Annotated in this window: 19 protein-coding genes; 5 read left to right on the top strand and 14 right to left on the bottom strand. The window is 65.4% G+C overall.

Annotated features, from left to right (window positions below; translation table 11 throughout):
- Nucleotides 1-34: 34 nt before the first annotated feature.
- Genes WBG56_RS12245 through WBG56_RS12230 form a run of 4 tightly spaced genes read right to left on the bottom strand, consistent with a single transcriptional unit; the run spans nucleotide 35 to nucleotide 4,507 of the window.
- Nucleotides 35-1,609 (bottom strand): methyl-accepting chemotaxis protein, encoded by a 1,575-nt coding sequence (locus tag WBG56_RS12245; protein WP_424268675.1) that lies wholly within the window; start codon nucleotides 1,607-1,609, stop codon nucleotides 35-37.
- A gap of 58 nt (nucleotides 1,610-1,667) precedes the next feature.
- Nucleotides 1,668-2,411: a GntR family transcriptional regulator gene (locus WBG56_RS12240; RefSeq protein ID WP_424268674.1), complete on the bottom strand. Its 744-nt coding sequence runs from the start codon at nucleotides 2,409-2,411 to the stop codon at nucleotides 1,668-1,670.
- Nucleotides 2,408-3,217: an amidohydrolase family protein gene (locus WBG56_RS12235; RefSeq protein WP_424268672.1), complete on the bottom strand. Its 810-nt coding sequence runs from the start codon at nucleotides 3,215-3,217 to the stop codon at nucleotides 2,408-2,410. Before WBG56_RS12235 ends, WBG56_RS12240 begins: the two co-directional genes overlap by 4 nt.
- Nucleotides 3,218-4,507 carry an SLC13 family permease gene (locus WBG56_RS12230; protein WP_424268670.1) on the bottom strand — a complete coding sequence of 430 codons (1,290 nt, stop codon included), beginning with the start codon at nucleotides 4,505-4,507 and terminating at the stop codon, nucleotides 3,218-3,220.
- Between the two features lie 188 nt (nucleotides 4,508-4,695).
- On the opposite strand from WBG56_RS12230, the gene WBG56_RS12225 reads away from it, so the two are divergent.
- The gene (locus WBG56_RS12225; protein ID WP_424268804.1) at nucleotides 4,696-5,028 is read left to right on the top strand and encodes a YnfA family protein; all 333 of its coding nucleotides are present in this window, start codon (nucleotides 4,696-4,698) and stop codon (nucleotides 5,026-5,028) included.
- Between the two features lie 58 nt (nucleotides 5,029-5,086).
- On the opposite strand, the gene ypfH is transcribed toward WBG56_RS12225, so the two are convergent.
- The 4 genes from ypfH to WBG56_RS12205 form a co-directional block, all read right to left on the bottom strand.
- Complete coding sequence (ypfH, locus tag WBG56_RS12220; protein ID WP_424268668.1) at nucleotides 5,087-5,839, bottom strand: esterase; 753 nt, start codon at nucleotides 5,837-5,839, stop codon at nucleotides 5,087-5,089.
- 64 nt (nucleotides 5,840-5,903) lie between these two features.
- Complete coding sequence (locus tag WBG56_RS12215) at nucleotides 5,904-6,797, bottom strand: DMT family transporter (protein WP_424268666.1); 894 nt, start codon at nucleotides 6,795-6,797, stop codon at nucleotides 5,904-5,906.
- Between the two features lie 113 nt (nucleotides 6,798-6,910).
- Nucleotides 6,911-7,987 carry a 4-hydroxyphenylpyruvate dioxygenase gene (gene hppD, locus WBG56_RS12210; protein WP_424268664.1) on the bottom strand — a complete coding sequence of 359 codons (1,077 nt, stop codon included), beginning with the start codon at nucleotides 7,985-7,987 and terminating at the stop codon, nucleotides 6,911-6,913.
- A gap of 95 nt (nucleotides 7,988-8,082) precedes the next feature.
- Nucleotides 8,083-8,994: a LysR family transcriptional regulator gene (locus tag WBG56_RS12205; protein WP_424268662.1), complete on the bottom strand. Its 912-nt coding sequence runs from the start codon at nucleotides 8,992-8,994 to the stop codon at nucleotides 8,083-8,085.
- Nucleotides 8,995-9,133: 139 nt separating this feature from the next.
- Between WBG56_RS12205 and WBG56_RS12200 the strand changes: the two genes are divergently transcribed.
- A complete protein-coding gene (locus WBG56_RS12200) occupies nucleotides 9,134-10,534 on the top strand; it encodes an MFS transporter (RefSeq protein ID WP_424268660.1) in 1,401 nt (466 codons plus the stop codon).
- 65 nt (nucleotides 10,535-10,599) lie between these two features.
- On the opposite strand, the gene arfB is transcribed toward WBG56_RS12200, so the two are convergent.
- Together arfB and WBG56_RS12190 are read right to left on the bottom strand one after the other, a co-directional pair.
- On the bottom strand, nucleotides 10,600-11,010 hold the full coding sequence (gene arfB, locus WBG56_RS12195) for an alternative ribosome rescue aminoacyl-tRNA hydrolase ArfB (RefSeq protein WP_424268658.1): 411 nt from the start codon (nucleotides 11,008-11,010) through the stop codon (nucleotides 10,600-10,602).
- Nucleotides 11,007-11,618, bottom strand: coding sequence for a pseudouridine synthase (locus tag WBG56_RS12190; protein WP_424268656.1), 612 nt, complete (start codon nucleotides 11,616-11,618; stop codon nucleotides 11,007-11,009). The genes arfB and WBG56_RS12190 overlap by 4 nt, the downstream gene beginning before the upstream one ends.
- 163 nt (nucleotides 11,619-11,781) lie before the next feature.
- Here WBG56_RS12190 and WBG56_RS12185 point away from each other — a divergent pair, with 163 nt between their 5' ends.
- Complete coding sequence (locus WBG56_RS12185; RefSeq protein WP_424268654.1) at nucleotides 11,782-12,318, top strand: DUF2058 domain-containing protein; 537 nt, start codon at nucleotides 11,782-11,784, stop codon at nucleotides 12,316-12,318.
- Nucleotides 12,319-12,439: 121 nt separating this feature from the next.
- On the opposite strand, the gene WBG56_RS12180 is transcribed toward WBG56_RS12185, so the two are convergent.
- Nucleotides 12,440-13,054: a TetR/AcrR family transcriptional regulator gene (locus tag WBG56_RS12180; protein WP_424268652.1), complete on the bottom strand. Its 615-nt coding sequence runs from the start codon at nucleotides 13,052-13,054 to the stop codon at nucleotides 12,440-12,442.
- Nucleotides 13,055-13,125: 71 nt separating this feature from the next.
- On the opposite strand from WBG56_RS12180, the gene bdcA reads away from it, so the two are divergent.
- Nucleotides 13,126-13,839, top strand: a complete 714-nt coding sequence (bdcA, locus tag WBG56_RS12175; RefSeq protein WP_424268650.1) for an SDR family oxidoreductase — start codon at nucleotides 13,126-13,128, stop codon at nucleotides 13,837-13,839.
- Between the two features lie 117 nt (nucleotides 13,840-13,956).
- On the opposite strand, the gene WBG56_RS12170 is transcribed toward bdcA, so the two are convergent.
- A complete protein-coding gene (locus tag WBG56_RS12170; protein WP_424268802.1) occupies nucleotides 13,957-14,181 on the bottom strand; it encodes a GDCCVxC domain-containing (seleno)protein in 225 nt (74 codons plus the stop codon).
- A gap of 117 nt (nucleotides 14,182-14,298) precedes the next feature.
- On the opposite strand from WBG56_RS12170, the gene WBG56_RS12165 reads away from it, so the two are divergent.
- Complete coding sequence (locus WBG56_RS12165; protein ID WP_424268648.1) at nucleotides 14,299-14,883, top strand: hypothetical protein; 585 nt, start codon at nucleotides 14,299-14,301, stop codon at nucleotides 14,881-14,883.
- Between the two features lie 71 nt (nucleotides 14,884-14,954).
- Here WBG56_RS12165 and WBG56_RS12160 read toward each other — a convergent pair whose 3' ends face one another.
- Nucleotides 14,955-15,722: an anti-sigma factor family protein gene (locus tag WBG56_RS12160; protein WP_424268646.1), complete on the bottom strand. Its 768-nt coding sequence runs from the start codon at nucleotides 15,720-15,722 to the stop codon at nucleotides 14,955-14,957.
- The gene (locus WBG56_RS12155) at nucleotides 15,719-16,240 is read right to left on the bottom strand and encodes a sigma-70 family RNA polymerase sigma factor (protein WP_424268644.1); all 522 of its coding nucleotides are present in this window, start codon (nucleotides 16,238-16,240) and stop codon (nucleotides 15,719-15,721) included. The genes WBG56_RS12160 and WBG56_RS12155 overlap by 4 nt, the downstream gene beginning before the upstream one ends.
- Between the last annotated feature and the right edge of the window lie 63 nt (nucleotides 16,241-16,303).

Here is a 16,303-nt window from a genome sequence, read left to right as displayed (position 1 = left end):
TGCGAAGCTGCCCGTCCGTCCGTCGCCGGCGGCGTCAGGAAAGCACCAGGGCTCCGCCGGGGATGGCGGCGGGTTGCGGCAGCTTGAACAGGGCGACGGCCCGGGCCAGGTGCTGGGCCTGATCCTGCAAGGCTTGCGCCGCGGCGGCCGCTTGCTCGACCAGCGCCGCGTTTTGCTGGGTCACGCTGTCCATCTGCGAGATGGCTGTGTTGACCTGCTCGATGCCGCTGGCCTGCTCCTGGGAAGCGGTCGAGATGTCCGCCATGATGCGCGTCACCTGGGCGACGGAGTCGACGACCTGGCGGATCGTATCGCCTGCGGTGCCGACTTGCTGCGTGCCGCCGGCCACTTTCTGCACGGAATCGTCGATCAGCGTCTTGATCTCCCGGGCGGCTGCTGCGCTGCTCTGCGCCAAAGAGCGCACCTCGGCGGCGACGACGGCGAAGCCCTTGCCCTGCTCGCCGGCCCGGGCCGCTTCGACGGCGGCGTTCAGGGCCAGGATGTTGGTCTGAAAGGCGATGTTGTCGATGACGCCCACGATTTCCGCAATGTGCGAGGAGCTGTCGGCGATGGTGCCCATCGTCTGGATGACGCCGTCTACGGCCTCGCCGCCCTGTTCGGCGACGCCGGACGATTCCTTCACCATCGTGCTGGCGCGGTAGGCGTGTTCGGCATTCTGCTTCACGGTGGCCGACAGTTGTTCCATGCTGGCGGCGGTTTCCTGCAGCGACGCGGCCTGCTCTTCAGTCCGGCTGGACAGATCGGTGTTGCCGGCCGAGATCTCCCGGGTGCTGAGGTGAATTTCCTGCACGCCTTCGCGCACCTGCGCGACCAGGCCGACCAGGCTGTCCTGCATGTCCCGCAAGGAGCGCAGCAAGGCGCCGATCTCGTTGCGGCCATCGGCCTCGACCGGGCACGTCAGGTCGCCCGCCGCAATCCGTTTGAACAGTTCTCCGGCCGTCAGCAGAGGGCGCACGATCAGGCGGCGCACGATGACGTTGGCGCCCACGGCGACCAACAGGCTGATGATCAGCGTCACCGTCAGCACGGCGACGAACAGGGTGTAGTAGGACGCGATGCGCTGCATGGTGCTCTGTCCGAACCGTTCCGCATTCGCGACGAAGGCGTCGCGCGCCGTCATGTAGCTGTCCTGCACTTTCTGCGTGCCTTGCTTCATATAGGCCTGCATATCGCCCGCCGTCAGCACCCGGTCCACGCCTTTCAGGTTGTCGCTGTACCGCTGATAGGCGGCCAGAAAGGGCCCCATGGCATCCAGGTCTTCAGCGCTCAGGCCTTGCTTCAGCGTGGCCACGCGCGCGTCCGCAGCCGCGATCTGCTCGCGGGCGCTCAGCAGGGTGCTGTTCTGATCCGCCTGTTGCTGGGCGACGCGGCTGGAATAGCGACTGAGATCGGTGCGCGCCGTGATCAGTTCCAGGGTGGCGGCATTGACCGTGTTGGTCTGCACGATGGCGCTTTGGTACAGGGTCTGGACCCGCTCGTTGATGTGACTCAGCGTCCAGTACCCAAGGCCGCCGAGCAGGGCTTGCAGGACGACGAATGCCAGGACAACGGCCAGTAATGTGTTGGAGATCTTGATGTGCTTGAACATGACAGGTGTGATGGGTTTTTTGGCCGGAAGCCCGGGGCTTCGGCGTTTTCGGGCGATATCAGTGGATCTTGACCTGATAGCGGAAGTGTTGCGGCAGGCCGTAGGATTCCCGGTACTCGATGGGCTGCCCGGCCATGTTGTGCGCGACGCGCTGGATGCAGACGGCCGGTTCCGGGGGCTGCACGCCCAGGTAGGCATCGGTGCAGTCGCTGGTGACGGACAGGGTTTCCTCGACCGAGAAAACCACCTGGCCGCAGGTTTTCTCATAGAACGGGTAAAGCAGATTGCCGAAATCCGCGAGCGGCAGGGCGGCAAGGGGCGAGAACAAGGCCTCAGGCAGCCAGATCCGTTCGCTCAGGATGACCGTGTCCTCGACCAGGCGGATCCGTTGCAGATGGATCAAGGGCGCATCCGCCGCCTGCCGCAGTCTTTCATTGATGGCGGCGTCGGGGGCTGTCCGGGTGACCAGTTTGACCACCCCGGCCGGCAGCACCGGCTTGCCCTGGACGTCCCGCAGGCGGAAAAAGCGCAGGAGCGAATGGCTGAAGTCCGGGCGCTTGATGAAAGTGCCGCTGCCTTGTCTTTTGACCAATAAACCGTCGGCCACCAGCCGTTCCACCGCCTTGCGGATCGTGCCGACCGAGACGCCGTATTCCCGCGCCAGGGTCTGCTCGGTGGGGATGGGCTGGTCGGCTTCCCAGGCCTGCTGAGCCAGCCTGTTCTGGATGGCGATGCGGATCCGTTCATAGCGGGGAACGGCCAGGTCTTCCAGCACCTGGGTCGGGATGGGAGTGGGGGTCATGATGTGAATCCAAATAGACGGCACGCATTGTCCGCCAGAATCCGGGATCGCAAGACCGGATCCGGCGCGAGCGTGTCCATGAAGGCCAGGGATGCCGGGTAGTCCATGGCTTGATGAAACTGCGTGTGCGGCCAATCGCTGCCCCAGACCAGCCGGTCCCGCATGCCCCGTGCCAGCAGCAGCGCCAGCGCATCCCGGGCGTGGGACCGACCCTGATCATTGTCCCCCAGGCGGTAGAAGCCGGACACCTTGACCCAGTGGCGTTCCGGGTCCAGTTGGTCCAGCAGGCGCTGGTAGTCCGGGTCCTGGACGCCTTTTCGAGGGTCCACGCGGCCGAAGTGGTCCAGCACGACGGGGCCTCGGTAGTCGCGCAACCGGGGCAGCAATTCGCAGGCGACGGCGGGCGGGCAGTGCAGTTCGACCTGCCAGCCCAGCGAGTCGATGCGCGACAGGAGGCCGCGCCATTCGGGGGCGCCCAGATCCGGGGTGGCGCGCCCGAAGAGATTCAGGCGAATGCCGGCGATGCCTTGGCGGTCCAGGGTCTGCAAGGCGGGCAGGGCGGTGTCGGTGGGGATGACGGCGATGCCTTTGAGCCGCTGCGGCTGGGCGGCAATGGCTGCCAGCATCTGGCTGTTGTCGTAGCCCAGGAAACTGGGCTGGATCAGCACGCCGTAGGCGAATCCGTGCCGGTCCAGATGGGCCAGGTAGGTTTCGGGCGTTGCGTCGCCGGCGGGGCGGTAGCGCGCATCGGCCGTCAGCGCGCTGTCGGCCCGAAAGACATGGGCGTGAGAGTCGACGGCCTTCATTTACAGGATTCCTTGGAGTATGAGCGTTGCGATCAGGGCTGCGCCGAATCCCAGAGGCACCGCGCGAAACAGCAGGTCGTTGAACAACCGGCCCTGGTTCATGCCGTGGGGCGCCGATCCCAGGATCAGGCTGCCGCCCGAGGAAAAAGGCGAAATCGCGGAGGCCTGGGCGCCGACGACGATGCAGACGAACAGGATCATGGGGTTGTAGCCGGTGGCCAGCGCAATGGCGGGCACCACAGGGAACAGGGCCGGCGTGACCACGCCCAGCGTGCTGGAAAACAGCGACATGATTGCGCCGATCACGCACATGGCCAGGGGAATCATCCACAGCGGGATGGTGGTGGAGACCCAATCGGACAGCACGGTGATGACGCCGGCCTTGATGGCGACTTCGATGAGCATGCCCACGCCGCAGATCATGATGAGCGTGCCCCAGGGCACGAAGGCGACGACCTTTTTCTCGTCCGCCAGGCGCAGCAGCAGGCTGATCACGGAAAAGATGATCGCCATGAAGGCAATGTCGATGCGCGCGTTCAGGTAGGTGATGCCGTGGTTGTCGGGAAAGGCGATATGCAGGACGGGGACGATCAGCAGGATCGCCATGAGGCCGATGATCAGCAGCAGGGACTGCTTTTGCTTGGTGTCGAAGGGCGCGGGTTTCTCGGGGGCGATGCGGATGTTCAGTTTGTGGCGGAACAGCAGGACGTAAGCCCCGACGACGACCAGCGGCAGGATCAGGGTGGTGACGAACATGGCCGTGGCGTAGGTGAAGGCCGCGGACGGGTCGATGCCGGCGCCTTCCATCAGGCCCCGGAAGATCACGCCGCTTTGCGAGGTCATGAAATTGGCGCCGGCCAGGGCGCCGTAGTTGACGGCCATCCCGCCGATGACCTTGCTCATGCCGGTCTTCTGGCACAGCAGCAGGGTCATCGGCGCCATGAATGCCAGCACGGTATAGAACCCGGCGCCCAGGGCCGCGATGATGGTGGCGGCGGCGAAGATCGCCAGGGGCAGCAGAGCCGGAAAATCCCGGCAGGTATACAGCAGATGGCCCGCCAGTTTTTCCAGGGCGCCATTGGCCATGGCGAAGTTGTAGAACAGCGTCACGGACAGGATGATGAAGAAGATCTTGATCGGCCAGAGATGGATGACCTGGGACGAGGACATGCCCATGCCGTATGCGCCGATCAGGTAGGCGAACACGATGGCAAAAAAGCCGATGTTGATCTTGGTTTTGTAGCCCGCTGCGATCGACAGCAGGATGGCGCCAATGATGATGAGAGTCATAGGGTTTCCACAGAATTTGGCAGATTCTATCATCTAGTCATATATATGAATATATGAGTTACATTTCAGCGAGCCCTGTCTGTGCTTCCGTTCGGGTTCCGATTGCCGGTTCCGGAACCTGGATTGCATGGTTTAAGCTGGGCCCCTGATCGCGGAGTCCGCACAGGGGACGTGGAGGAGGTGCAATGGTGGAGTTGGTGAAGGTGGCCCTTCTGTTCACGGTCACGGCGGTCGCCGAAATCGTCGGCTGCTATCTGCCGTGGCTGGTGCTCAAGCAGCACAAACCCTTGTGGCTGCTGGCGCCAGCCGCGGTGTCGCTGGGCCTGTTCGTCTGGCTGTTGACGCTGCACCCCACGGCGGCAGGGCGCACGTATGCGGCCTATGGCGGGGTCTATGTCGCCACTGCGCTGGTCTGGCTGCGCTGGGTCGACGGTATCGCCCTGACCCGATGGGATCTTGCGGGGGCGGGCATTGCGCTGGCCGGCATGGCGGTAATCATGCTGCAGCCTTCGGGGTCGTGAGCGACAGGACGAACTGGTCGTCCGGACGAGCCGGAGGATCGGCCCGCGGTCCCGGACACTAGTGCAGCGTTCCCGGGTCGGGGACCTCGCCGTCCTGCGGATCGTCGGCGCTGTATTCGTCGATGCGCAGGCTGGGCGCTTCCCCTTGCGCGCTTTCCCAACTGCGCAAGGGCACGCAGGTCTGCAGCCGGGTGATGGCCTGCCGGATCAGGGCCGGGTGCAGGTCATGGCCGACGCTTGAGGCGATGTCCAAGGTCACGTCGCCTTGCAGTTCCGCCAGGCGGGCATGAACCTGGCGGGCTTGATCCACCGGCGCTACGCGATCCGCCGCGCCGTGCAGCAAATGCAGCGTGGCAGTCTGCGGCGCGGTGTCGGGCAGCGAGGCGAAGCGGGTCGAGAACAGCAAAGCACGGCCCGCCAGCCGGGGCACCGAGCAGACGGCTTCCAGCGCCACCGCAGCCCCTTCCGAGAACCCGGCCAGCGCGGTCTGTTCGCCGCTCAGGCCGTGCTGGCGTTGCCAGGCGGTGATTTCGCCGGCCAGGGCCGCTGCAGCGTCCGCAATCAGTCCGACATACGCCTGCGCGTCCGGCGTGGCTTGCGCGATCCAGCGCCGGGCGTCATGCGGGCCGAACGGTCCGTACGGCTGGACGATCACCGCCTGCGGGAACGCCTGGCGAATGGCCGCCACCAGATCCAGCATCTGGCCGGGCTCGGCGGATTCGCCGTGGATCACGACGAAAAGCTGGGCCGGCGCGTCGCCGGAGGGCGGAATCGTCAGCGGATCAGGGCGTTGGTCTGGCGGGTTGGGCATGGAATGCTCCAGGGTGGCATCAAAGCCAAGGATAATGCGGCCCTCGGGCCGGGGGAGGCGGCCGTCAGGCCGGGTCGTGGCGGGAGGGCGATGTGGTCGGCTTCAGCAATACGGCGCCGATGGCCACGACCACGCACACCACGGCCAGACCGTCTTGCCAACTGGGCAGCTCGCCGATCAGCATACTGCTCAGGATGCCGACAATGGGGATGGCGGTGACGCTCATGGCGCTGGTGGAGGCCGGCAGCGCGCGCGCCATGGCGAACCAGATGACCTGGGCTGCGCCGTAATTCAGCAGCATCGACCATAGCAGCACGCCCCACAGGGTGGCGCTGGAGTGCCATTGCGGCGCCGGTTCGAGGGCTGCGGCCATCAGTCCCAGCGCCAGCGACGACAGCCCCAGCATCCAGATCACCAGGGTTTCGGGCGCCAGCGTCAGATTCGCGCGCCGCATCCAGACTGTGCCCAGCGCCCAGCAGAATGCGGCGGCCTGCATCCAGACGATGCCGACCGGGCTGCCCGCCAGCGCGCTGAGCTCTTTCCACAGCAGCAGGGCGATGGCGATCAAGACCGCCGTGACGGCCAGGGCCAGGCGAGACGTGAAGCGCTCGCCATAAAAGAGCACCGACAGCAGGACCGTGAATACGGGCATGGTGAAGCCCAGGATGGCTGCGCGGCCCGCCGGCAGATGATCGACCCCGATGATGGACAGGCCGTGCCAGCCCATGACGTTGGGCAGTCCCAGCACGACGACGCTGCGCCATTGGCTTGCGCCGCGCGGCAGCAGGGGGACGCCCTGCCGCCCATAATAGATCAACAGCACCAGGGCGCCGCCCGCCATGGTGATGGCGCGAAACCACAGCGGGCTCCATTCGCGCAGGCCAAGCTTCATCACAGGCCAGTTCAAGCCCCACATCAGCGTCAACAGGGCGAGACCGAGCAGTTGGCGGGTATTCAAAGCGGAGACCGGGGTCAGGGTGGGCAGGTCTGAATCTTAGCATCTGGACAGGGGCAGTCCGGCCCGGTGGCCTGCGCTGCCGCCCGAGCGCAAGCCGTTTGGCCCCGGGCGAGTCAATCCTTGCCGAGCGCCCCGCGCCGGATCTGGTCGCGTTCGATCGATTCGAACAGCGCTTTGAAATTCCCTTCGCCAAAGCCGTCGTCGCCCTTGCGCTGGATGAATTCGAAGAAGACCGGGCCCAGCACGGTCTCCGAGAAAATCTGCAGCAGCAGACGCGGCTGTCCGTGGCCTGTATCGCCGTCCAGCAGAATGCCCCGGGCCTGCAGGTCGGCAACCGCTTGCCCGTGTCCGGGCAGTCGTTCGTCGAGCATCTCGTAGTAGGCGTCCGGCGGCGCGCTCATGAGCGGCACGCCGGCCGCCCGCAATGTGTCGATCGTCGCCAGCAAGTCGTCGCTGAGCAGCGCGACGTGCTGGATCCCTTCGCCGTTGAACTTCATCAGGAATTCTTCGATCTGGCCGGCGCCCTTGGATGATTCCTCGTTCAGGGGAATGCGGATCCTGCCGTCGGGCGCCGTCATGGCTTTGGACGTCAGGCCGGTGTATTCGCCCGTGATGTCGAAATAGCGGATCTGCCGGAAATTGAAGAGCCTTTCGTAAAAGCCCGCCCAGAATTCCATTCTCCCCCGGTACACGTTATGGGTCAGATGGTCGACGACGCGCAGGCCGTGGCCCGCGGGATGTCGGTTCACGCCGGGAAGAAAGGCGAAATCGATGTCGTAGATGGACTCGCCGTCCTCGAAACGATCGATCAGGTACAGCGGTGCGCCGCCGATGCCCTTGATGGCCGGCAGGCGCAGTTCCATGGGTCCGGTGGGGATGTCGACCGGCTGGGCGCCCAGATCCAGCGCCCGTTGATAGGCGTGGTGGGCATCCTTCACGCGGAAAGCCAGCCCGCAGGCCGAGGGGCCGTGTTCGGCCGCGAAGTAGGCGGCCGGGCTTTTGGGCTCGCGGTTGATGATGAAATTGATGTCGCCCTGCCGATACAGCAGCACGTCCTTGGATCGATGACGCGCGACCAGTGTGAAACCCAGTTTTTCGAACAGCGGCTCCAGCACGTCGGGGGCGGGCGAGGCGAATTCCACGAACTCGAAGCCCATGAGGCCCATCGGATTGTCGAACAGATCGGTCATCTTGGTCGTCCCCCGCAAAGCGCCGCGTTGTGTTCAATATCCGGGAAAACCGCCCGGCGCGCAAGTGCGCGGGCCACGTCATTGACGTCGGCGTTCTATTCCCCGCAAACCTGCCGCACCAGTTGCCTCAACCAGCGGTGCGCGGGTTCCTTGTCCTGGCGCGGGTGCCACATCTGCGAGATCGTGATGCTCTCGTTCGGAAAGGGAAGCTCGAACGCCTGGAATGCGGTACCCCGTTTCCCATGCGCGGCGGAGCCGGGCAGATACGAACCGGGCAGCAACGCGATCAAGTCCGATGCCATGGCGACCGCCAGCGCCGCCGGGAACCCGGGCACGACGCTGACCACCTTGCGGGTCAGGCCTATGCGCGCCAGCGCGTCGTCGACCAGACCATGGGACAGCCCTCGGCGCGAGGCGACCACGTGGCCATATGAGGCGTAGCGTTCCGCCGTGATGGCGGGGGCGGATAGCAGCGGATGGCCGGCTCGGACTACGCCGACGAAGCGATCGCGAAACAGCGACTGGAGGCGGATTTCCGGCCCCATGTCGCCGACCACCCCGATTTCCAGGTCGACCAGCCCCTCGCGAAGATATCGGGAATGCTTGTCCATCCTGGGCGTGAAGCGCAGGCAGACGCGCGGCGCCGCGTCGGCGACGGCGGCAATCAGTTTCGGGCCGAATGCCTCGATGAACCCTTCGTTGGCCCGTATGGCGAATACGCGATCCAGGGCGGATATATCCAGCTCCGAAACGGCTGGCGACAGCAGTGTCCGGGTTTCGAGCACCGCGTCGCGCGTCCGTTCGCGGATCGCCTGCGCATGGGGGGTCAGGACCATATGACGCCCCGCCCGCACGAGCAACGGGTCGCCGGTGACTTGGCGCAGCCGGCTCAGCGTCCGGCTCATGGCCGAGGTGCTCAGGCCGCTGCGGCGCGCCGCACCGGCCACGCTGCCCTCGGCCAGCAGCATGTCCAGCGCCATCAACAGATTGAAATCGGGTTCGGCCATGTGGAGGGCGCCTGGTTGTTGCGGGAGCTGCGACATATGGCGTGCCGTGCAATATATAACTGCGATCGGTGCGTCTTCCGCCTGATCTTGGTCACGATTATATTTTTTGACGAGATCAACGACAAGCAGGTGGACTTCCATGGAATTATTCACAGACATGCCCGGCGATGAAGGGTTGCCGGGCCGCAAACGCGCGCTCGTCATGGTGGCGCTGATGGCCGCCACCGTCATGGTGGTGTTCGATGGGACCGTGATCAATATCGCGTTGCCGAACATGGCGGGCGCGTTGCAGGTTTCGCCGGCCGTGGCCGTGTGGTTTGCGAATGCGTACCTGTTGGCCGTCGCCATGACTTTGGCCATTTTTGCCGCGCTGGCCAGCCGCCTTGGGTTTCGGCCATTGTTCCTGTTTGGCCTGGCCGTGTTCACCCTGGCATCGGCGGCGTGCGCGCTGGCGCCCGATGCGCGCGTGCTGATCGCCATGCGGATCTTGCAGGGCGTGGGCGGGGCGGCTGTGGTCAGCATCGGGCCGGCGATCTTGCGATCGGCGTTTCCCACGCGCCTGCTGGGTCGAGCCCTGGGGTTGAACGCGCTGCTGATCGCAGCCAGCACCGCAATGGCCCCGATTGTCGGCGGCACGCTGCTCGATACCTGGGGCTGGCGATGGTTGTTCGCCCTGAACATGGGGCCCGGTGTGATGGCGCTGGCGCTGGCCGCAAGAGCCATTCCCGCGAACCCGGCGGCGGTGCGTGAACCTTTCGATTCGCCGGGCGCGGCGCTGTCCGCCGTGATGGTCGGGGCGCTGATCATGGCGGCCAATCAGGCGGCGATGCCGGAAGGCCGCTGGTATGCGCTGATCGCAGTGCTGGCTGGGGCGGGATTCGTCTGGCGCGTGCGCCATGCCAGGCAGCCGCTGCTGCCCCCCGTCATCTTCGCATCCGCCCGGTTTTCTCTGGCGGCCCTGACTTCGATGGCGTCGTTTGTCGGGCAGGGCATCACTTTCGTGGCCTTGCCCTTTCTGTTCCAGAACGTATACGGCTATAGCGCCTTCGAGACCGCGCTGTTGTTCACGCCCTGGCCGGTCGGCATCGTGCTGGTCGCGCCTCATGCGGGGCGGCTTGCCGACAGGGTATCGCCGGCGGTGATCTCCACCATCGGCCTGTTCGTGCTGGCAGCCGGCCTGGTTGCGCTGGCGCTGCTGCCCGAGCAGCCGCGGATCTGGGACATCCTCGCGCGCTGTTTGCTGTGCGGAGTCGGTTTTGGCTGCTTTCAAAGCCCCAATAACCGTGAAATGCTGTCGAACGTGTCGCGCGAGCACAGCGGCTATGCCTCGGGGGTGTTGGCCATCATGCGCACGTTTGGCCAGTGCCTGGGGACTGCGTTGGTGGGTGTGCTGCTGGCCGTGTATGCGCAGGGCGGCACTTCAGCCGTGGCGCGGCAGGCGGTTCAGGTCAGCCTGTGGGTCGCGGTGGCGGCGACGGCGGCGGCTGCCATGCTCAGCCTGAGCCGGCTGCGGAAAGCGTCTTATCGTCTGGCGTCGTGACGCATGAACCGTGCAGCGAAGCCGGATCGGCGGCTGCCACGGATCTGGCGGAGGCTTGCCGGATCTCAGTAGCCCGTGATCTTGGCGCGCAGTTGCTTGGTGGCGCTGCGTTCGGTCTTTGCCTGCTGGCGGCGGCGCCTGGAGCCTTGCGTGGGTCGCGTAGGGCGCCGGATGGCGTCGGTGGCGCCGGCCCGGTCGACGATCTCCTGCAGCCGCGCCAGCGCCTCCAGACGGTTGTGTGCCTGGCTGCGGCTGGATTGGGCCTTGATCACGATCACTCCGGTCGCGGTGATGTGATGATCGCGCAGGTTCAGCAGCCGTTCCCGGATGTGTTCGGGCAGCGACGAAGTCTGGATGTCGAAGCGCAGGTGGACGGCGCTTGAAACCTTGTTGACGTTCTGACCGCCCGCGCCTTGCGCGCGGATGGCGGTGAATTCGACGTCCTGCTCCTGGATCGGATGCCGGTGTTGCGTCACGCCTCGACCTCGCGCCAGGCGCCGGGCTGCAGGCCTTCCAGCTCCCATGGTCCGATGGCGGTCCGCACCAGACGCAAGGTCGGCAGCCCCACGGCGGCCGTCATGCGCCGGACCTGGCGGTTGCGGCCTTCGTGGATGGTGATTTCCAGCCACGCGGTCGGGATGCTCTTGCGAAACCGCACCGGAGGATCCCGCGGCCAGAGTGACGGCTCGGCCAGACGGCGGGCCTGGGCGGGCAGGGTGGGCCCGTCCTTCAGAACCACCCCGGTGCGCAGGCGCTGCAATTGATCGTCGGTCGGCTGGCCTTCGACCTGCACCCAGTAGGTTTTCGCCATCTTGTATCGGGGGTCGGCGATGCGCGCCTGCAGACGGCCATCATTGGTCAGCAGGAGCAGGCCTTCGCTGTCGCGGTCCAGCCGCCCGGCAGGGTAGACGTCAGGCACATCCACGAAGTCCTTCAGCGTGGCGCGCCCCTGGTCGTCGCTGAATTGCGTCAGCACGCCAAACGGCTTGTTCAGCACGAGCAGGCGGGGTCGTCCGGGTGGCCTCTTGGCCGTTCGATGCGCCCTGGCAGGCGGGGGCGGGATGTGTGGTTCGAGTCTTCTCATGGGTCGCTCCGTGGTGGGCGCTGCGAGCGAGCCGCCCCGGATCGCTCGGCTTCCGGTGGCATGGTAGAACAGATTGCCCAATCATGCGTAATACGGTCAAATTGCTGATCGGTCCCGCACGATGTGGGCATGTGTTGGTCCTATCCATACGGAGCAGTGCGAGATGGTTTCATTACAAGAACAGCTTTTGAAGGCGGGCCTGGTCGATACCAAAAAAGCCAAGCGGGTCAGCCACGACAAGAGCAGGCAGAAAAAAGTCGAGCGCCTGACCGGTCAGCAAAGCGTTGACGAAGGGCGCGTGGCCGCGCTTGATGCCCAGCGCAAGAGCCGCGAAAGAGTTCGCGAACTCAATGCCCAGCACACTGCCGCGGCCCAGCAAAAGGCGATCATGGCGCAAATTGTCCAGATGGTGCGGCAGAGCCGCCAGGGCAGGGGCGCTGGCGAGATCCCCTACAACTATACCTATGGCTCAAAGATTGAACGCTTGTTTGTGTCGGCAGCGGTCAAGGCGCAACTGGTGGCCGGGCATCTGGTGATCGTCCGTTTAGGCGATGCAGTTGAACTGGTGCCCAAGGTGATCGCCGATAAGATTGCCGAACGCGACCCTTCATTCGTGGTGCGGGTGAACAAGACCAGCACGGTGGTCGAGGAAGACGATCCTTATGCCGCGTATAAGGTTCCAGACGATCTGATGTGGTAGGCGGCGATCCGCTGCGCCGTGCCGCCGGTGTGGCGGCCTGCGTCGGCTGGGCTGGCAGCGTCATCCGCGTCCGAGGCCCCGGCCATGCTGCGAGGTGCCGCGCGCGGGCCTGCCCGATGATTCATCGGGCAGATCCATCGGTGCCGCATCGCAGTTCATCGGCTAGCGCCTGGCTGGCGAGTCGCGCCGCGTCCATCAGACGATCCACGGTATAGCCCTGGCGCGACTTGGCGGAGAGTCCCTGCATGACGAGGCTGACGAAGTCCGTCAGGCGCCCTGCCTTTTCAGGGCGGCGTTCGGCAATGTAGGCGCGGATCATCTCCTCGGCGGCGGCATGGAACCGGCAGGCGGCTGCGCGGGCTTGCGGGTCCTCGGCGTGCGTGCCTTCCAGTACCAGGCAGCCGGCGGTTTCCGGGTCGGCGCCATAACGACGGGCAGCATCCTCCAGGACGGATGCGAGGCAATCGGCTACCGGCCTGTCCGACCGCAAGAGGTCCTTGAGTGGAATCGCGTCCGTGCAGGCGTAACGATCCAGGACACGGGCGTACAGGCCCGCCTTGTTGTCGAAGGCGGCATAGAAGCTGGGCGGATTGATGCCCAGCGCCTCGGTGACGTTCGCGACGCTGACGGCGTCGTAGCCCTGCGTGTGGAATAGACGCTGGGCGATGGCGACTGCCTGGTCCGGATCGAAATTCCGGGGGCGGCCAGGCGGGCGGGATAATTTTTTAGTGTTCATTAAAAAACTCGTTGACAGCAATCGCCGTCATTTATATAGTGCACACTACAATATTATTCAAGGAGTGTCGTATGCCAACGTTTCAATCCCAGTCCATTCTAGTGCTCGGCGGCAGCCGGGGCATCGGCGCCGCGATTGTCCGCCGTTTTTCGGCGGAGGGCGCCATCGTGACATTCACGTATGCCGGCTCGGCGGACGCAGCCCGGACACTTGCCATGGAAACCGGCAGCACGGCGGTGTTGACCGACAGCGCGGATCGGGATGCGGTGATAGAGAGGGTCCGCGCGAGCGGCCCCCTGGATGTGCTGGTCGTGAATGCCGGGATCGTGGCCTTCGGCGATGCCCTGGAACAGGACCCGGATGTGATCGACCGGCTCTTCCGGATCAATATCCACGCGCCGTACCATGCCGCTGTCGAGGCCGCCCGGCAGATGCCCGAGGGCGGCCGGATCATTGTGATCGGTTCCGTCAACGGAGACCGGATGCCGGTTCCCGGGATGGCCTCCTACGCCATGAGCAAGTCCGCCCTTCAGGGGCTGGCGCGGGGGCTGGCCCGGGATTTCGGGCCGCGCGGGATCACCGTGAACGTCGTGCAGCCGGGCCCTATCGACACGGATGCGAACCCCGCCGATGGGCCGATGAAGGACATTTTGCATGGATTCATGGCGATCAAGCGCCATGGCCGGCCGGAAGAGGTCGCAGGAATGGTCGCTTGGCTGGCCGGGCCCGAAGCCTCGTTTGTCACGGGGGCGATGCATACGATCGACGGCGCATTCGGCGCTTAGGCCTGAATCGCTCTCTCGCCAGGCCCGGCTCCGTTCGCGTGCCGGTCGGCCGTTGGGGGACGCGCTTGGCCTGACCGGGCTGCTATCGGTCATGAGCGCATCCTTGTGGCTGAAGTTTCATCCGCCGTCGCAGCAACTGCCCTTGCCGTGTTGCTGGACGGGCGGGCACGGCGTCGTGCCATAGGAACAGTAGACGCAACAATCGCCGGGCTTTGGCCTGAGCACGGTGTGGCACTGTTCGCACTCGTAGAACCATTGGCATGCATCGGTGGGCATGGTCTCGGTCTTCACGTGGCCGCATACGGGGCACGTCAGCGTCGATTCCGGGATGATGGGTGCCATGGCTCGAGAGGCGGCGGCGCGGAAATTACAATTCACCTGTTTTACTACAAAATATTCGAGCTTAAAATCCGGAGACCGCCCCAATGCCGAGGACGGCCCTAGGACAGCGGAGGCTCCATGGATGCATCGCTCGTCACGACCCCGGAAGCACGGCCGGGGCTGGTTCGATGGCGCTACCTCTGGTATGTCGCGGCCGCGCTGATCGTATTGGTGGTGGCCATTCTCGCCGGGAATTTCTGGTTCCTCGACTGGGTGCACGTCATGAGCGGCGTGTTGTGGACAGGCATCGACCTGTTCATGGGGTTTGTCATCGGGCCGATCATCCGCAGCGTGTCGGTCCCCGTGCGCAAGGAAATCATCACCCGGCTGACCCCGGTCACCCTGTTCCTGATGCCGACCTTGTCCATCATGACGAGCACCGCAGGCTGGTTCCTGGCGGTTCAGGCCGGGTTCACGCAATTGCCGTGGCCTCAGTTCGGCTGGATCGCGGCGGCGCTGGCGCTGGTGACGCTGATGACGATCCAGGGTCTGGGCTATCTGTTGCCGACCAGTGTGCGGGTCTGTCTCGAGCTGCAGAAACCCGCTCCCGATGGGCCGAAGATCGGGCGCATGATGAGCCGGTTTTATTACGTGGTGGCCAGCCAGGGCGTCATGCAGATCGCCATCATCGTCGTCATGGCGAAACTGGCCACGGGGGTGTAGAGATCGCGAGGGACGTTTCGGCCATGCGGTTTTCCGTGTGAAGGAATCGCAGGCCCGTCACGCAGGCGCCGCTACCACTCGGCGGGGCGACCGCCCAGCACGGTGCAGACGTCCAGCGCGATTGCCCGCAGATGCGTTTCGGCCAGATGGCCGGACAAGGCGTATCCCATCCCCTGGTTGACCCAGTAGAAAGTGCGCCGCGCCCCATCGCGCAGCAGCCGGAACGAAGCCTGCCCTTGCGGAAATTTGACGATATACAGCGTCAGCCGTTCACCGGCCTGATTCTGGTACATGAACTGCGCAGCCGGCCCGGACTCGCCGGGCAGCAGGCGGCCGCCCACCAGGGCGTAGCCGTATTCCTGCAAGGACGGGATCGACAGCGGGCGATTCAGGCGCTTGGAGAGCCACCCTTTCAGGTGGGCCTGCTGCGCCGCCGCGACTTCCACGGGATGCCGTTGTTCCGGCGCATAGACTGCGTAGGCCATATCCGCGTTGCGCGCGAACGCCGGCGTCAATATGCCGGATCGGGATGGCGCCCACGCCAAGGTCAGCCCCAGCGCCAGCCCCGCCGCTGCCATGCCGGCCCACTGCCACCAGGGGGCGCGGCGGCGCACGAACAGCGCCGGTCCGCTGTGCGGCAGCGGAAACAAGGCCTTCAGGGCGGCATTTTGCGCGCGGTAGTGGGTGACGGCCGCGGCGGCCGCCGGATCGTCGGCCAGTCGCGCGCTGACCGCCGCCCGCTCGGCCTCGGAGAGCTCGTCGTCGACCAGGGCCGACAGCAGGCGCAGTTCCTCCTCGGATTCAGGGGACGGCGTCGTGGAATGGAGGGATTCTTTCATGACACGTGTTTCACCACTTTCAAGGACGCTCCCTGGCCGACCGTATCCTCCGACAGCAAGGCGCGCAGGTGTTTGCGGCCGCGCGCCACGCGCGACATCACGGTGCCGATCGGCACCCCCAGCACTTTCGCGGCCTCCTGGTAGCTCAGTTCCTCCAGGCCGACCAGCAGCAGCACCTCGCGCTGCTCGATCGGCAGGCGGTACAGCGCCCGCTGCACGTCGCGCAGCACCAGTCCGTCGATCTCCGTGACGGGCGCCGCCAGGTCCCGCCATGGAGCGGTTTCATCGGCCACCGGCAATTCACGCCGGGTGCGCAACTGGTCGATAAACAGATTTCTCAGGACCGTGAGCAACCAGGCGCGCAGATTGCTGCCGGGCCTCCAGAGGCGCGTCCGGCTCAGGGCGCGCTCCAGCGTGTCCTGCACCAGGTCGTCGGCCCAGGCCTGGTCGCCGGTCAGCGCGCGCGCATAGCGCCGCAAGTTCGGCAACCAGACCAGAAGATCGGCTTCAAAGCTCACGCGCAGGCCCCGAGCCGGTCGGGCGGTTCACGCCAGGCCTTGGCGTGCCAAGGGCCTCGTGTC

Origin of the sequence: Castellaniella sp. (assembly GCF_049671645.1) — a bacterium.
Classification (GTDB): Bacteria; Pseudomonadota; Gammaproteobacteria; order Burkholderiales; family Burkholderiaceae_B; genus Castellaniella.
The sequence above is the reverse complement of the archived record's forward strand: the minus strand, read 5'-3'. Positions and strand labels throughout refer to the sequence as shown.

What these genes read in the sequence shown, in the direction of transcription:
- ypfH (WP_424268668.1), bottom strand. Translation starts at nt 5,839, where the DNA reads ATGCCCAACCCGCCAGACCAACGCCCTGATCCGCTGACGATTCCGCCC.
- WBG56_RS12245 (WP_424268675.1), bottom strand. Translation starts at nt 1,609, where the DNA reads ATGTTCAAGCACATCAAGATCTCCAACACATTACTGGCCGTTGTCCTG.
- WBG56_RS12165 (WP_424268648.1), top strand. Translation starts at nt 14,299, where the DNA reads ATGGATGCATCGCTCGTCACGACCCCGGAAGCACGGCCGGGGCTGGTT.
- bdcA (WP_424268650.1), top strand. Translation starts at nt 13,126, where the DNA reads ATGCCAACGTTTCAATCCCAGTCCATTCTAGTGCTCGGCGGCAGCCGG.
- WBG56_RS12190 (WP_424268656.1), bottom strand. Translation starts at nt 11,618, where the DNA reads ATGAGAAGACTCGAACCACACATCCCGCCCCCGCCTGCCAGGGCGCAT.
- WBG56_RS12160 (WP_424268646.1), bottom strand. Translation starts at nt 15,722, where the DNA reads ATGAAAGAATCCCTCCATTCCACGACGCCGTCCCCTGAATCCGAGGAG.
- WBG56_RS12230 (WP_424268670.1), bottom strand. Translation starts at nt 4,507, where the DNA reads ATGACTCTCATCATCATTGGCGCCATCCTGCTGTCGATCGCAGCGGGC.
- WBG56_RS12205 (WP_424268662.1), bottom strand. Translation starts at nt 8,994, where the DNA reads ATGGCCGAACCCGATTTCAATCTGTTGATGGCGCTGGACATGCTGCTG.
- WBG56_RS12200 (WP_424268660.1), top strand. Translation starts at nt 9,134, where the DNA reads ATGGAATTATTCACAGACATGCCCGGCGATGAAGGGTTGCCGGGCCGC.
- WBG56_RS12185 (WP_424268654.1), top strand. Translation starts at nt 11,782, where the DNA reads ATGGTTTCATTACAAGAACAGCTTTTGAAGGCGGGCCTGGTCGATACC.
- WBG56_RS12235 (WP_424268672.1), bottom strand. Translation starts at nt 3,217, where the DNA reads ATGAAGGCCGTCGACTCTCACGCCCATGTCTTTCGGGCCGACAGCGCG.
- WBG56_RS12240 (WP_424268674.1), bottom strand. Translation starts at nt 2,411, where the DNA reads ATGACCCCCACTCCCATCCCGACCCAGGTGCTGGAAGACCTGGCCGTT.
- WBG56_RS12180 (WP_424268652.1), bottom strand. Translation starts at nt 13,054, where the DNA reads ATGAACACTAAAAAATTATCCCGCCCGCCTGGCCGCCCCCGGAATTTC.
- hppD (WP_424268664.1), bottom strand. Translation starts at nt 7,987, where the DNA reads ATGACCGATCTGTTCGACAATCCGATGGGCCTCATGGGCTTCGAGTTC.
- WBG56_RS12170 (WP_424268802.1), bottom strand. Translation starts at nt 14,181, where the DNA reads ATGGCACCCATCATCCCGGAATCGACGCTGACGTGCCCCGTATGCGGC.